Source organism: Chromobacterium sp. ATCC 53434 (assembly GCF_002848345.1).
Classification (GTDB): domain Bacteria; phylum Pseudomonadota; class Gammaproteobacteria; order Burkholderiales; family Chromobacteriaceae; genus Chromobacterium.
On the sequence record NZ_CP025429.1, the window covers coordinates 2754057 to 2769423 of the forward strand.

Annotated in this window: 13 protein-coding genes; 7 read left to right on the forward strand and 6 right to left on the reverse strand. The window is 65.9% G+C overall.

Features of this window, described 5'->3' with window-relative positions; genetic code table 11:
* Positions 1-2: 2 nt before the first annotated feature.
* From CXB49_RS12465 to CXB49_RS12490, 6 genes are all read left to right on the forward strand, one after another.
* Positions 3-1121 carry a bifunctional 2-polyprenyl-6-hydroxyphenol methylase/3-demethylubiquinol 3-O-methyltransferase UbiG gene (locus CXB49_RS12465; RefSeq protein ID WP_101708701.1) on the forward strand — a complete coding sequence of 373 codons (1119 nt, stop codon included), beginning with the start codon at positions 3-5 and terminating at the stop codon, positions 1119-1121.
* A gap of 26 nt (positions 1122-1147) precedes the next feature.
* The gene (locus CXB49_RS12470) at positions 1148-1852 is read left to right on the forward strand and encodes a ferritin-like domain-containing protein (protein WP_101708702.1); all 705 of its coding nucleotides are present in this window, start codon (positions 1148-1150) and stop codon (positions 1850-1852) included.
* A 7-nt stretch (positions 1853-1859) separates the two neighbouring features.
* Entirely contained in the window at positions 1860-2714 is an 855-nt protein-coding gene (locus CXB49_RS12475; protein ID WP_101708703.1) for a hypothetical protein, read from the forward strand.
* A gap of 144 nt (positions 2715-2858) precedes the next feature.
* Positions 2859-3089, forward strand: coding sequence for a hypothetical protein (locus CXB49_RS12480; RefSeq protein WP_158300813.1), 231 nt, complete (start codon positions 2859-2861; stop codon positions 3087-3089).
* Between the two features lie 83 nt (positions 3090-3172).
* On the forward strand, positions 3173-3973 hold the full coding sequence (locus tag CXB49_RS12485) for a putative 2OG-Fe(II) oxygenase (protein WP_101708705.1): 801 nt from the start codon (positions 3173-3175) through the stop codon (positions 3971-3973).
* Positions 3960-4796 (forward strand): class I SAM-dependent methyltransferase, encoded by an 837-nt coding sequence (locus CXB49_RS12490; protein ID WP_101708706.1) that lies wholly within the window; start codon positions 3960-3962, stop codon positions 4794-4796. The genes CXB49_RS12485 and CXB49_RS12490 overlap by 14 nt, the downstream gene beginning before the upstream one ends.
* A 54-nt stretch (positions 4797-4850) precedes the next feature.
* Here CXB49_RS12490 and CXB49_RS12495 read toward each other — a convergent pair whose 3' ends face one another.
* The 4 genes from CXB49_RS12495 to CXB49_RS12510 are packed head-to-tail and all read right to left on the reverse strand — an operon-like array spanning position 4851 to position 10407.
* Complete coding sequence (locus CXB49_RS12495; RefSeq protein WP_101708707.1) at positions 4851-6557, reverse strand: ABC transporter ATP-binding protein; 1707 nt, start codon at positions 6555-6557, stop codon at positions 4851-4853.
* Positions 6558-6578: 21 nt separating this feature from the next.
* Positions 6579-7643 (reverse strand): ABC transporter permease, encoded by a 1065-nt coding sequence (locus CXB49_RS12500; RefSeq protein WP_101708708.1) that lies wholly within the window; start codon positions 7641-7643, stop codon positions 6579-6581.
* Positions 7644-7659: 16 nt separating this feature from the next.
* Positions 7660-8598 carry an ABC transporter permease gene (locus CXB49_RS12505; protein ID WP_101708709.1) on the reverse strand — a complete coding sequence of 313 codons (939 nt, stop codon included), beginning with the start codon at positions 8596-8598 and terminating at the stop codon, positions 7660-7662.
* A gap of 21 nt (positions 8599-8619) precedes the next feature.
* Positions 8620-10407, reverse strand: coding sequence for an ABC transporter substrate-binding protein (locus tag CXB49_RS12510; RefSeq protein ID WP_101708710.1), 1788 nt, complete (start codon positions 10405-10407; stop codon positions 8620-8622).
* A 244-nt stretch (positions 10408-10651) separates the two neighbouring features.
* Between CXB49_RS12510 and CXB49_RS12515 the strand changes: the two genes are divergently transcribed.
* Positions 10652-11017, forward strand: a complete 366-nt coding sequence (locus CXB49_RS12515; RefSeq protein WP_101710700.1) for a hypothetical protein — start codon at positions 10652-10654, stop codon at positions 11015-11017.
* Positions 11018-11052: 35 nt separating this feature from the next.
* On the opposite strand, the gene CXB49_RS12520 is transcribed toward CXB49_RS12515, so the two are convergent.
* Both CXB49_RS12520 and CXB49_RS12525 read right to left on the reverse strand, forming a co-directional pair.
* Positions 11053-14172, reverse strand: coding sequence for an efflux RND transporter permease subunit (locus tag CXB49_RS12520; RefSeq protein ID WP_101708711.1), 3120 nt, complete (start codon positions 14170-14172; stop codon positions 11053-11055).
* Between the two features lie 10 nt (positions 14173-14182).
* Positions 14183-15286, reverse strand: coding sequence for an efflux RND transporter periplasmic adaptor subunit (locus CXB49_RS12525; RefSeq protein ID WP_233492798.1), 1104 nt, complete (start codon positions 15284-15286; stop codon positions 14183-14185).
* Positions 15287-15367: the final 81 nt, after the last annotated feature.

The following is a 15367-nucleotide window of genomic DNA, read 5'->3' on the forward strand; positions in this document are numbered from 1 at the left end:
AGATGCTCGATGAACTGAAACAGATAGTGGGCCGGCTGATCGATGAGCCGGTCGACATGGCGCCGTTGCGGCAACGATTCGGTCCAGGCCGGGAGCCGGCCTCCCCGGCACAAGTCGCCGAGTTCGCCGGCCTGTATTGCGCGCAGGCGCTCGCCCAGGCCCCCGCCGACGCCGGCCCCGCCAGCGCGGCCGAAGAGGGGGCGTGGTCGCTGCTGCATTTCATCGCCGAACTACCGGCGCCTATCGCCGACGAGATCGGGCGCATCGCCGACTTCCGCGACACCGTCGAGCGCGCATGGCTGGAGCCGTTGGCCGACGCCTATGTCGGGCTATGCAACGTCACCCACGATGTGTGGGCGCACCTGCTGGGACAGGAAAGCGCCGAGGACGCGCGGATACTCGCCGCGCTGAATCGCCGGGCCGGCGTCCGGACGCTGGATTTCGGCGCCGGTTGCGGACACTTCGCGACGCAGCTGGCGATAGGCGGCGCCTGCGTCGATGTCGTCGAAATCGATCCGGTGAAGCTGGCCTTCCTGCAATATCGCAGCCGGCGGCTTGGGCTGGACATCCATTGCGGCATGCGGGACGCGCCGTATCAGCAGATACTCGCGATCAACGTGCTCGACCACCTGCTCGATCCCGGCGCCGCGCTGCGGCAGCTGACCGAACGCCTGCAGCCCGGCGGGCTGCTGCACCTGCTGGCCGAGTTTCCCGCCGACGGCTGGCACCAGGCCGACCCGGCCAGCATCCAGGCCTGCGCCGCGCTGCTGAACCGGCACTACGTCCGGCAGGCGCCGTCCGCCGTTCCCTGGCTGGACAGCTATACCCGCGCCGCCGCGCCGCCAACCGCCTCGGGCGGCCGGCCGGCCCTGCACCCGCGCGCCTCGCTGAGCGCTCGGCCGGGAGCACCGGAAATCATCTTGTCGAGCACCGCCTTCTATACCCGCCCCTGCGCGCTGGATCATCAAACCGCGACGCTGTGCGGCGAACTGGACGGCAGCCGCACGCTGCAGACGCTGTCGGCCGATCTGGAGCTGGAGCTGGACGAGCTGGCCGCCTTCTGCGACTTCCTGCAGCAACACGGCCAGCTGACCTGGCTGCCCGAATTTCAGCCTCGTTGACCCAAACAGATGACGGAAGGATGCCCATGGCCATCTTGCTAAGAAAATTGATCACCGCCGTTGCCCTGCCGATTCAGTGGCGGCGCAGCCGGCAACACGCCGCGGAAACGCTGAAGGCGTTTTCGGAAATCGAATTCGACAGCGCATGGCAATACCTGAACGCCATCCAATACGTCGACCAGCCGGAGATTCAACTGATGTTGTTCGGCAACTGCCTGGAGGAAATGGAACACTCGGACAAGTTTCTCAACGCCGCCCACAAGCTGGCGTCCGGCCGCATGGGCAGCCATACCCTGGCACGCAAGGAATTGGTCAAGAACCCGAACGACGTGCTGTACTTTCTTGCCTTCGCCCACGACAGCGAACGCTCGATCGCGACCCAATTCAAGGGCTATGCCAGGGCCTGCGGCAAATTCAGCGACGCCGCCGCGGTGTTCAACGACATCGCGATAGACGAAGAGAAACACGAACGCGAGGCCCGTTCCTCCTTGGTCAGCGCGGTGGGCTCGGAGCGCACCGCCCGCTGGCTGATATTCAAGGTCAAGCTGTACAAGGCCTACAGCGGCTGGATGCGTTTCAGCAAGAAACTGGGCGATATCATTTTCGCCGCATGGCTGGGCGTGATTTTCCTGCTTTTCGGCTCATTGCTGAGAAATTACTGCCGGCGCACCTTACTCAATCCATCACGACAAACACCTCAACTGGGAGGCACAAAAAATGAATGTTATTGATCGCTTGATGGCAGACCACGACAAGGATCCGGCGGCGGCCGCGCACGAGTTGCGCGAGCTGGACCCGTTGAGCCTGAGTCTGGATACCACGCCGCGTTACAGCTGGTTGCTGAATCATGTGCTGGGGGAGCTGGACGGCACCTGGGCCGACGCCTGCGAGCGCCAGCAACGGATCGCCGCGCTACCGGACGCCTCACCGACCATACATCGCAATCATGCGATCGCCGCGCTCTACGCCGGCCAGCCGCTGCAGGCATGGCACGCTCAGGCCCGCTTCATGGCCGCCAGCGGCGCCAGCGAGACCGAAGCCCAGGCGGTGATCCGCCTGGGCGTGCTGCAGCACAGCCCGGATCGCGAATCGTCCGGCGAAAACTTCCTGTCGGCGCTGCGCGGCGCCCTGGAGCAGATCAAGCAGTGGAACGGCCCGAACGCCGTCGCGGCGATGCTGGGCGCGGCGCTGAACAATGTCGTATCGGGCTGGATGAACCACGCGGCGGAACCGTCGGCGCCGATCAACGATGTCATGCAGGAGGCCGCCGTTCGCTGCCAGGCGATGTGGCAGGCCGGCGGCACCTGGGTCAACGCCGAGCGGGCCTGCTATCTGCGCGCGCTGGTGGCCAACCATCTCGGCCACTGGACGCAGGCCAGGGACGCCGCCGCCGAAGGCTTGAAGCTGATAGACAGCCATGGCGAGGAGGACGTGGACCGCGCCTTCCTGCTGCTGGAACTGGCCCGCGCGCACGGCGGCCTGTCCCAGGCCACGCAACAACAGCAGGCGCGGGAAACCGCCGTCGCCCTGGCCCAAGCGTTCTCGGAGCCGGGCCTGCGCGAATGGTTTGACAGCAAATTGGTCGGGGCCTGATCCGCTTGCCGCATGGCTGCGCGCCGGCGCCGGCCGACCCAGAACCTTGCCGACGATGGCTCGCCATCGCCTGCCTGGTATGTCCGCTTAGCCTGTCGTTAGCGGCCATCTTGTTACTTCGCAACTTACACAAAGGAGCAAGTCATGAGTGAAGTGCAAAACGATCAACGCAATGCGCGTCGCTTGAAGAAACTGGTATACACCAGCATCGCCACCGGCCTGATCGGCGTGACCAGCCTCAGCGCGGCGGCACACGGCAATGCCTCTTCCCACGCCTTCAGCACCATCGACTGGAAAGCGGACTCCTTCTCGGTACAGACCAAGGACACCGCCAAAGTCGAGCATGCCCAGGACGTGACCGACGTTAAGCGTTAAGTCGCATGCAGCATGGCGGCCGGCGCCTCGGCGTCGGCCGTCACCCGTTTGACGGCGGCTGCCAATGACAAGCAAGCGATATCATGCCGACTAGCCCCCAGATTACCGAGCAGGACCCGATCCGCTATTGGAGCGAATTGGGCCAGCGCCACGCGCTGGCATCGCGTTACGACGACGCCATCGCCGCCTTCGAGAACGTGCTGCGACTGGCAGGCGATCATGTGCTGGCGCAAGCATGGATGGCGGCGCTGCGGCATGCCAGCGGCGACCCCTCGGCCGACTACCGCCCGGCGGAGATGATAGTCGAGAGCCGGCCCGCCGGCGCCGACCTGCTGCGCCGCCTGTCCGCCTGGGTCGTCGAACGCGCCGATCTGGTGCCGGACCCGGTGGACAAGGCCACCCATGGCGGCAGGCAAAGCGGCGAACTGAGCATGGACGACGGCCCGCTGGCCGCCGAGTTGCAGCAGCTGCTGGCCGCCGAGGTTTGCCGGATACTCGAATTGCCCGATCCCGGCGTCGCCAGCCTGGCCGCCCAGGGCCTGCGCATCAGCGCCTGGTCGGTGGTGCTGGACAGCGGCGGCTACCAGGACATCCACATTCACCAGGCCGGCGTGCTCAGCGGCGTCTTCTATCTGAGGATTCCGGCGATGTCGGGCTCGGAGCACGCGGGCTGCCTGCTGTTTCCGCACACCGTGCCGTGGCTGCCGCCCCGGAGCGGGGTCCAGCCGCCGCCGCCCTGGCCGGTCAGGCCGGAATCCGGCCTGCTGCTGCTGTTTCCATCGTATCTGTGGCACCGCACCGAGCCGTTCCGCAGCGACGAGCCTCGCATCTGCATCGCCTTCGACGTCCTACCGGGAGCACCAGCCCGCCATGCCGATCAATGAGAACTTTCTTGCCGCCGCCGCCCGCGCCTTCGATCCGGGAATGGGCACCGAACATGTCGGGCCATTGCTGTACGCCTTGCTGCGCATGCATCGTCCGCGCCGCGCGCTGGCGATAGGGCTCGGTTATTCGACGCTGTTCCTGCTGCAGGCGCTGGCCGACAACGAGGCCGAGGCCCGCCGCGACGCGGCGGTCATCGCCGGCGCCGCGGACGATCCGCTGCGCCGGGAGGTGCTGCATCCGCAATACCCGCATGCCGGCCATCGCGGCCGCCTGCACGGCATCGACGATTTCTCCGACGATCCCGGCCGGCTGGACCAGTTTCTCGGCTGCGTCGAGCATTTAGGACTGCAAGCGTATTTCTCGCTAGAGCGTTGCCGCTATCAGGACGCCGCCCTGGCCCGGGCGCCGGACGGATTCGACTTCATGTGGATGGACTGCGGCCACCAACTGGACTACGCGCCGCTGCTCAACCGTTTCTGGCCGCTGCTCGACGACGACGGCGGGCTGCTGGCGATGCACTACACCTATGTCGATATCGACGCCGAGGACGAGCATGGCGGCAAGCACAAGGTGATGATGCCCGGGCCGTTCATCAACACGGTCCGCCAGCAGTTGCTGCAGGCCGGCCTGCAGGCCAATTTCGAGACCCTGTCGCTGATCGAGCCGCACAAGCACCGCCAGGGCAGCGTCAGCCTGCTGCGCAAGCTCGATGACGGCGAATGCTGCCGCCCGTCGTCGCTGGCCAGCGAGCAGAGCCTGCTGTACGGCGAGCCGGGCGAGCCGCTGGCGCCGTTGACGGAACGCGCCGAAGAGATGGACTGAGGTGGCGCAAAAAAACCGGCCCCGCGGGGCCGGTTGTCTCGACCGGGAAACGGACTAGGCCGGCGCCAGCGCCGCGCTCCAGCCCTGCGGAATCGCGCCCAGCAGCTTCTTCGTGTAGCCGTCCTGCGGCTCCCGATAGATCACGTCCGCGTCCGCCTGCTCCACCACCCTGCCCTGGTTCATCACCAGCACCTGGTCCGAGATGTGCTTCACCACCGCCAGATCGTGCGAAATGAACAGATACGACAGCTTGTACTCGTCCTGCAGGTCCTGCAGCAGGTTCAACACCTGCGCCTGCACCGACACGTCCAGCGCCGACACCGACTCGTCGCAGATCAACACCTCCGGCTTCAAGGTCAGGCAGCGCGCGATCGCGATGCGCTGACGCTGCCCGCCCGAGAACTCGTGCGGATACTTCGCCAAGGCGCCCGCCGGCAGGCCCACCTTGTCCAGCAGGTCCTGCGCCAGACGGCGCCGTTGACCCGCATCCTGGCCGATGCCGTGCAACAGCATCGGCTCGGTCAGGATCTGCTCCACCGTGAAGCGCGGATTCAACGACGCATACGGGTTCTGGAAGATGATCTGGATGCGCTTCTTGTACGCGTGGAACGCCTTGGCGCTCATGCCGATCAGGTCCTGGCCGTGGAACAGCGCACGGCCCGCCGTCGCTTGGTGCAGCCGCACCAGCGTCAGCCCCACCGTCGTCTTGCCCGAACCGGACTCGCCGACGATGCCCAGCGTCTTGCCCCGCGCCAGCTTGAACGACACGTCCTGCACCGCGTGGAACTGCCGCTTGCCGAACAGGCCCTCGCGGATGTCGAAGCTCTTGCACAGGCCCTGCACGTCCAGCACGATCTCGTCGCCGGCCGCGTAGCCGCGCGCGCGCTCCGCCGGCTCCACATAGCCGCCCGGCTTCAGGAAGTCGTCTATCACCGCCAGCCGCTCCGGCCGGCGGTCCAGGTTCGGACGGCACGACAGCAGCGCCTTGGTGTAGGCGTCCTGCGGGTTCTCGAAGATCTGCTCCACCGTGCCCTGCTCGCGGATCACGCCGTGCCGCATCACCACCACCTCGTCGGCGAACTCGCCGACCACGCCCAGATCGTGGGTGATGAACAGCACCGACATGCCGTGTTTCTTCTGCAGATCGGCGATCAGCTGCAGGATCTGCTTCTGTATCGTCACGTCCAGCGCCGTCGTCGGCTCGTCGGCGATCAACAGCTTGGGCTCGCAGGCGATCGCGATCGCGATCATCACCCGCTGCTGCTGGCCGCCGGACAACTCGTGCGGGTAGCGCTTCACCCGCTTCTCCGGCTCCGGCAGCCCCACTTCGCGCAGCAGCTCCACCGCCCGCTTCCACGCCGCGCCGCGGCTCAGGCCGGCGTGCAGCGTCAGCGTCTCGACGATCTGCTCGCCGACGGTGAACACCGGGTTCAAGGAGCTCATCGGCTCCTGGAAAATCATCGCGATGTCCTTGCCGCGCAGCCGGCGCAGCTCGGCCGGACTCTGTTTCAGCAAGTCCTTGCCCTGGAACAGCAGCTGGCTGCCGGCGTCGATCTCGCAGCCCTGCTGCGGCAGCAGCTGCATGATGGCCATCGACGTCACCGACTTGCCCGAACCCGATTCGCCGACCAGCGCCACCGTGCGGTTGGCTGGAATGTCGAAGCTGACGCCCTTCAGCGCCTCGAAGCGGCCGCCGTCCTCCTGGCGGAAACGCACCCGGAGCTCGCGGACCGACAGCAAGGCTTGATTATCGTTCTTCATCTTGTCTCTCCCCGTTCCGGCCTATTTGCCGACCGCGCGCGGATCGAGCGCGTCGCGCAGCGCGTCGACCAACAGGCTGAACGCCGTCACCAGCACCGACATGGCGACGGTCACCGCCAGCATCTGCCACCAATAGCCCTGGATCAGCTCGGTCGGCGCCTCCTCCAGCATCGATCCCCAGCTGACCTGGCGCACGTCGACGCCGAAGCCGAGGAAGGACAGGATGGCCTCGTACTTGATCAGCGCCACCGTCAGCAGCGAAAACTGCACCAAGAGCAGGTGGGAAATATTGGGCAGAATGTGGACGAACATCTTGCGCATGTCGCCGGCGCCTATCGCATTGGCCGCCTGCACGTACTCCCGGCCTTTCAGCTTCAGGTACTCGGCGCGCACCAGCCGGTAGGTGCCGGTCCAGCTGGTCAGCGCCATCACCGCGATGATGGTGCCGATGCCGCGGCCGGAAACGGCGGCGAAGGACAGCAGCAGCAGCATGTCGGGCACCGAGGTGAACACGCTGTAGAACCAGTTGAGGAAGTCGTCGACCCTGCCGCCGAAATAGCCGGACATCGCGCCGAGCGCGCAGCCTATCAGCAAGGAGCACACCGCGCCGAACACACCGACGAAGATCGAGGTGGACGTGCCCTTCAGCGTTTTCTGGATCACGTCGCGGCCCTGCAGGTCGCCGCCGAACGGCAGCGTCTCCAGCCGGCTCCGGGCCTTGCCGGCGTAGTCGCCGGCATGTGGTTTGGCGGCGGCCAGCTCCCGCCCTATCGGGTCTTCCGCCGGACTCATCGCGACCACCGGCGCGGCGACCACCGGCCGGGCCGAGACCGACTCGGGTGGCAACACGTCGTCGGCGGACGGCTGCACCCAGCTGGGCGGCGCGTACGGCACGCCGACCTCGTCGGTCCAGCCGGCGCCGATCAGATTGCACCAGCCGCCGACAGCGACCAGCAAGTAGGCCAGCACAATCCACAAGGAAAGAAAGCCCACCTTGTTGCGCTTCAGGCGCTGCCATCCGAGCGCCCACAGGCTGCGGGACGGCATGGCCGGCGCGCCGCCGGCGGTATTCTGCAATGTCGTCATTATCGTTCTCCCCCGCTCACTTCAGTTGCACGCGCGGATCGATCCACTTGTAGACCAGATCGCCGAGCAGATTGAACGCCATGGTGGCGATGGCGATGTAGATGGTGATCGCCTTGATCACCGGAAAATCGCTCTTGTTGACCGCCTGGATCACCTCGTTGCCCATGCCGGGAATGCCGAAGAAGTTCTCCAGCACCAGCGCGCCTATCAACAGATAGGGCAGCGACATCATCACGCTGGTGACCACCGGGATCAGCGCGTTGCGCAGCACATGCTTCAGCATGATGCCGCGCTCGGACAAGCCTTTGGCGCGCGCGGTGCGGACATAGTCCTGGCCCAGCTCCTCGACGAAGAAGCTGCGGTAGAAGCGGATATCCGGCCCCAGCGACACCATCAGCCCCATCAGCAGCGGCAGCGGCACATAGAGGAAGAGATTGGTCCAGAACGAATCGCCCCAGCCGCGCACCGGGAACCAGCCGAGCTTGAACGCCAGAAAATACTGGCCGGCGATGATGTAGATCAGCGCGCTGATCGACATCGCCACCGTGCAGACGATGGTGATCAGATGGTCGGTCAGGCCGCCGCGGAAATAGGCGACCAGCGCGGCCAGCGGGATCGCGATCAGCAGATCGACGACCAGCATCGAGCCGGCCAGCGTCAGCGACGGGCCCACGCGGCTGCCTATGATGTCGGCCACCGGCTGCTGGGTGGACCAGGAGGTGCCGAAGTTCAGCGTCAGCACCTGGTGGACGAACAGCCAGAACTGCTCCGGCAGGCTCTTGTCCAGGCCGAGCTGGCTGCGTATCTGCGCCAGCACTTCCGGCGTCAGGTGCTTGCCGGCCAGCACCAGCGACGGATCGCCGCCGACGACGCTGAACAGGGTGAAAACCAGCAGCATGACGCCGAGCAGGGTCGGGATCATTTGCAGCAGCCGGCGGATGATGAATGCGGACATGATGTTCTCCTCGCTAGCCGCTTATTTCTGCACGTCCAGGAAGCGCCAGATGGCGTTGAAGTTGGGATGCACCTTGAACCCCCTGACCCAGGGCTGGGCGACGCCGTTGGTATAGCGGACGTCGCCGTAGACCCAGGGCGTGTCGCCGGCCACGATCTTGTTCATCTGGTCGTACAGGCGGTTGCGCTCCGGTCCGTCCGGCAGCACCCGCGCCTGCTCGTACAGGCTGTCGTAGCGGGCCGAGCGGTAGCAGGCGTAATTGCTGCCGCCGGTGTTCGGCCCGTACAGCAGCTGCATGAAGTTTTCGCCGTCGGGATAATCGGCCCCCCAGGCGGCGCCGGCTATGCCGTACTTGCACTCCTGCAAGGCCTTGGCCTGCTCGTTCCATTGCACCACGCGGAAGTCGACGCGCACCTTGATGCGGTCGAAGGCCTTCTGCCAGTACTCGTTCCACTGCTTGTCGATGGCGGTCGGCCCGGTGACGAAGTCCACCGTGAACGGCTTGCCGTCCGGCTGGTCGCGATAGCCGTCGGCGCCGACCTTGTAGCCGACCTGATCCAGCAAGGCGTTGGCCAGCGGCGGATTGAACGGATAGGCGGCGCGGAAATCGGGATTGTGGCCGGCGACGTTGGGCGGGATGATGTATTGCACCGGCACCGCCTGGTTGCGGCGGATATTGCGTATCGTCTCGCCGTTGTCGAAAGCCATCGCGATGGCGCGGCGCAGCGCGATCCTGTCCTTGCCGAAACCACCGACCACCGGATCCTTCATATTGAAGGTGTAGAAGGTGATGCCCTCCTCCAGGCTGCGGTTGAGCTGGATGCCGCGCTCGCGGTATTCCGCCTTCAATTCGGCCCGGGCCGGATTGCTCGCATCCAGCCGCAACACCTGGCGGATCAGCGGCTGCGGAATGCTGGGATTGCCGCTCAGGACATCCAGCTCCCCGCTCTTGAACGCCAGCCAGGTCGGCTGCTCCTCCTGGATCACCGAGATCTCGATCCGGTCTATCTGCGGATAGCGCTTGCCGTTCATCTGCGCGGCTATCCGCCGGTCCAGCGGGCTGGCGCCGGCATCGTAATGGAAGGCCTCGCGGCGGAAGTTGGGATTGCGCACCAGCGAGATGCTGTTGCCGGGCTTCCAGTCCTTCAACATATAGGGGCCGGTGCCGACCGGATGGGCGTTGGTATTGTCGCCGTAGGCCTCGACGACCTCGCGGGCCTGCGCCTCCACCCAGCTGCCAGCCAGCAGATAGGGCAGCGACGGGAACGGCTGCTTGAACTTCAGCTGTAATGTGTAGCGGTCCGGCGTCTGTATGCCCGCCACCGGCGCATCGTAATCGAGCTTGCCCTTGGCGGCCTTCTTGACCAGCGCGTCCAGTCCCACCAGCTTGTTGGTGAAGGTGTCGCTGAGCGGCGACGCGATCGACGGATCGGACAGGCGCTTGATCGTGTAGGCGTAGTCGGCGGCGGTCAACTCGCGCCGCTTGCCCTTGAAGGCCGGATCGGGCGCGAAGTAGATGCCTTTCCTGAGATGGAAGGTGTAGCTCAGGCCATCGGCGCTGACCGTCGGCATCGCCGTGGTGACGTTGGGAATCACCTTCACCGGCCTGGCCAGATAATCGAAGGTCAGCAGCGGATCGTAGATGTGCTCGATCACCGCCGCCGAATAGACGTCCGCCACCTTGGCCGGATCGAAACCGGTTTCCTGGGCGTTGAACACCGCGTGCAGGATCTTCTCCGCCGACGCGTGCAGCGGCAGCATCCCCCCCCAGACCATCAGTGCCGCCGCAATCGGCTTTCTCAGGCACATAGTCGTTTCTCCTCCATTTTATTATTCGCGCGGTCGCGCCCGCGGCCTGCCGGTCTGTCGCCGTCATCGCCCGCCGTCGCGCCGCCTGTTGCACAAGCTTGTTAACAGAAACCCGTCACTGCCCAAACCTTAACGATTGACACGGTCGCGGGCTGACAGCATCGTAAAATTAATAACGGCGATTATGAACCTGCCATGCGCGGCGGCCTCGTCCGGCGCCGCGCCGACAATCAAGGAGAGCGACATGAAACCCCTGTTCACCGCCGCCGCGCTGCTGGCGGCCGGCCTGCTGGCCGGCTGCGCCACCCAGCTCGGCTATGCGCAGAAAGTCAACGGCTGGCAAGGCCGGGACGCCAACGAACTGCTGGCGACCTGGGGCACGCCCACCGGCCAGATGACCATGCCCAACGGCAATCTGCTGTACACCTATCGCAGCGCCTATAGCCAGGACATGCCTATCCAGGCCAACGGCTTCTACCATCCATGGATCAACGGCGGCGGCTCGGTCTATTACAGCTGCACCACCAACTTCGTCGTCGACCCGAAGAGCCACCTAGTTCAGTCGGTCAGCTTCGACGGCAACGACTGCGTCGCGCCGCCGCGTAAATAAACCAGGCCCGCGGGACCGGAGCCGGCGCTCGCCGGCTATTTGCCGCCCGCCTCGTTCAGCTTCAACGCGCGGCGGCCGCCCAGCAGACGACGGATGCGGGTGCGCAGGCTGTCCAGATAGGTGTACACCACCGGCACCACCAGCAGCGTCAGCAAGGTGGACGTCAGCAAGCCGCCTATGATGGCCTGCGCCATCGGCCGGTTGCTCTCCGAACCATCGCCGGTGCCCAGCGCCAGCGGCAGCATGCCGAAGATCATCGCCAGGCTGGTCATCATGATCGGACGCAGACGGACCCGGCCCGCCTCGGCGATCGCGTCCTCGCGCGCCATGCCGTCGGCGCGCGCCCGATTGACGAAGTCCACCAGCAAAATGCCGTTCTTCGCCACCAGGCCCATCAGCATGATGATGCCGATGATGGAGAACATGTTCAGCGTCGAGCCCCACAGGAACAATGCGACGAACACGCCGCCGAAGGCCAGGGGCAGCGACACCATGATGGTCACCGGCATCGTGAAGCTGCGGAACTGCGCCGCCAGGATCAGGTAGATGAAGATCACGCCGAGACCCAGCGCGCGCAGCGCGTTGCTCACCGTCTCCTCCATGTCCTTCTGCTGGCCGCGGTGCATCCGTTGCACACCCTGCGGCAGCGGCGTGCCGTCCAGCAGCTTGTCGATGTCGGCCATCGCAGAACCGACGTCGCGGCCCTCGACGTTGGCCATGATGCTGATCTCGCGCATCATGTTGGTGCGCTTGATCTGGCGCGGGCTGACGCCCTGGCGGGTCTCGATCAGCGTCGACAGCGGCACCATCTGCGAGGCGCCGTTGTCGTCGCGGTTGCCGGCCACCTTCAGCTGGTCCAGCAGCTCCTGGCGGCGCGCGTCCTTCGGCACCCGGATGCGCACATCGTAGTTCTCGCCGTCCGGCGCCTCCCAGGTGGTCACCACATTGCCGGCCAGCAGCATCGACAGCAGATTGCCGACGCGATTGAGATCGACGCCCAGGCTCAGCGCCGCGTCGCGCTTCAGCGTCAGGCTCAGCGACGGGTCGCCCTCGGTCAGATTGGATTCGATGTCCTTGATGCCCTTCACCTTGGCTATCCTGGCCATGATGTCGCGCGACACCGCGTCCAGCTCGACCAGATTGGAGCCGCGCAGGCCGATGAAGATGGGCTTGCCCTGCTGCTCGTCGTTGGCCACCGCCTTGATCAGCACGCCGGCCACCGGCTGCACCCGCTTGCGGGCGTCGGCGATCACCTGATCCAGGCTGCGCTGGCGCGAACGCTTGTCGCCGATGTCCACCGTCAGCGAGCCGTCGTTCTTGCCGGCGCCGAAATTGCCGGCGCCGACGTCCAGCGACACCGTCCGTATCTCCTGGATGCCGGACAGCGCGTCGGCCAGCTCCTTGCCCTTCTGCGCCGTGTATTCCAGCGACGAGCCGGGCGCGGTCTGGTAGACCACATTGATCTTGCCGCTGTCGCGCACCGGCAAGAACTCGCCGCCTATCATCGGCACCAGCGCGAAGCTGGCGGCGGTCAGGCCCAGCGACAGCGCCAGCACGGTCTTGCGATGGCCCAGCACCCAGCGTATCGCCGAGGCATAACGCTCGGACAAACGGTCCAGCGAGGTCTCGAACCAGTCCAGCATCCTGCCCAGCGGGCCGCGGTGGTGATCGCCGTGATGGTGCGGGTCGTGCCAGATCGACGACAGCATCGGGTCCAGCGAGAAGCTGACGAACATCGAGATCAGCACCGCCACCGCGACGGTCAGGCCGAACTGGTGGAAGAAGCGGCCGATGATGCCGCCCATGAAACCCACCGGCAGGAAGACCGCCACCACCGTCAGCGTGGTCGCCAGCACCGCCAGGCCGATCTCGTTGGTGCCGTCCAGCGCCGCCTGGTAATGGCTCTTGCCAAGCGCCGCGTGGCGGACGATGTTCTCGCGCACCACGATGGCGTCGTCTATCAGCAGGCCGATGGACAGCGACAAGGCCAGCAGCGTCAGCACGTTCAGCGTGAAGCCCAACAGCTGCATCGCGAACAATGTGCCGACCAGCGCCACCGGCAGCGTCAGCCCGGTGATCACCGTGCTGCGCCAGCTGCCCAGGAACAGGAAGACGATCAATATCGTCAGGCCGGCGCCCTCCATCAGCATCGACTCGACGCTGTCCAGCGCCTTCTTGATGTCTTCGGCGGAGTCGTAGGTGTAGCGCAGCACCGTGCCGGCCGGCATCTGCGGCTTCAATTCGGCTACCAGCTTCTTGACGCCGGCGGCCACCGCCACCTCGTTGGCGCCGCGCGCCGCCTTGACGTCCACACCGAGGCCGGGCTGGCCGTTGACCAGCGAGATGCTGTCCTGCTCGGCCACGGTGTCGGCCACCACGGCGATATCGTCCAACCGGATCGGCGTGCCGTTGCGGAAGCCGACGGCCAGCGCGGCGAAATCGTCGGCCGACTTCAGCTTGCCGGACACCCGTATCGCCCACTCCTTGCGGGAGGTGGACACGTCGCCGGCCGGGAAGTCCTGGTTGGCGGCCTTGATCGCGTCGGCCACATCGGTCAGCGCCAGGCCGGAGGCCTCCAGCCGCACCGGGTCGATGTCGATGCGGATCTCGCGCCGCACCGCGCCGATCAGGCTGACGTCGCCGACGCCCTCCACCATCTGCAGCCGCTTCTTCAGCACGTTCTCCACCCAGCTGCTCAATTCGCGCGGACGGGTCTGGCTGGAGGTCAGCGACAGCGACAGCATGGGCTTGTCGTTCGGGTCCACCTGGGACACCGACGGCGTGCCGATCTCGCGGCGGAACTGGCCTTGCACCGACGCCACCTTGTCGCGCACGTTCTGCACCGCGACGATGGGGTCGACCGACAGCTCGAATTCGGCCACGACGAAAGAATTGCCTTCGGAAGAATAAGAACGGATTTCCTTGATGCCGCTGACGGTGTTCAGCGCCTCCTCCAGCGGCTTGCTGACCTCGCTCTCCACCACCTCGGGCGAGGCGCCGGAATACGGCGTCGACACCACCGCCATCGGCAGGCGGACATCGGGCATCTCTTCCACGGCCAGCTTCTGCCAGGAGAATAGCCCCAGCACCATCAGCGTCATCATCAATACAGCGGCGAAATACGGATTGCGCACGCTAACACGGGTCAGCCACATCGCGCTCTCCTCAGACCCGGCCAGCCGGCAGGCTGACCGCGTCGCCGACCTTGCTGCCCAGCAATTCGCCGATCACCACGCTCTCGCCCGGCGCAACGCCGGCGATCGCCGCCTGGCGCTCGCTCTCGGCGCGCAGCGCCACCGTCACCGGCCGCTTGGCCAGACGCCCCTTCTCCGCCACCATCACCCACGGCTTGCCGTCGATGTCGCGCACGGCGGACAGCGGCACCACCACCTTGTCCTTGACCTCGCTCAGCACCACGCCGCCCTTGGCGAACTGGCCCACCTTCAAGTGACGGTCCGGATTGACCACCCGCACGAACAGCGTGAAGCTGCGGGTGCCGGGAATCGCCACCGGATTGATGCGCACCACCTTGCCGCCCTCCTGCGCGTCGCGACCGTCCACGCTGAAGCCGGCGGCCATGCCGACCCTGACCGCGCCTATCAATCGCGACGGCACGGTGGCGGCGATCTCCAGCACCGACAGGTCGGCCACCGAGAACAGCTTCATATTGCGGCTGGCCACCTCGCCCGGATTGATCTTGCGCTCGTACACCACGCCGTCGATCGGCGATTTGACCTGGGCGTCGGCCAACGAGCGCTTGGCGCGCGCCAGTTGCGCCGCCTGGGCGCGCAACTCGCCCTCCCTCACCCGGTAATCGCTTTCCAGCTCGTCGTAGGCCACCTGCGAGATAAAACCCTTGCCCAGCAGCTCGCGCTGCTTGTCCAGTTTGACCTTGGCCAGCTTCAGCCTGGCCTTGGAATTGTCCAGCTGGGCGTTCTGCTCCGCCACCGATTGACCCAGGGCCTCGGCGTCCAGCACCGCCAGTATCTGGCCGCGCCGCACCGCCTCGCCTTCGCGCACCCGCACCTCGCGGACGTTCGCGTCGACCTCGGACGCCACCGCGCTGCTGGACAAGGCGTTCAAGGAGCCGGTGAACGGAATGGTGGCCGCCAGCGGACGCACCTCCGCCCGCATCACATCGGCGTTGGACAGGCGGCGCGCCACCGGCGCGGAGGCCGCCTTGCCCTCCTTGCCGGAGGCGTCGCTGTGGTTACAGGCGGCAAGCGGCAGCAGGCAGAGGGCTAGCAGGCAAAGACGTGTGTTCATCATCTGTGTTTTCTGACATGGATATCGCGTCCACATCCGGTTTATTTGGCATCGGTTGGTCGACAAGCCGGAAGCATATCATCA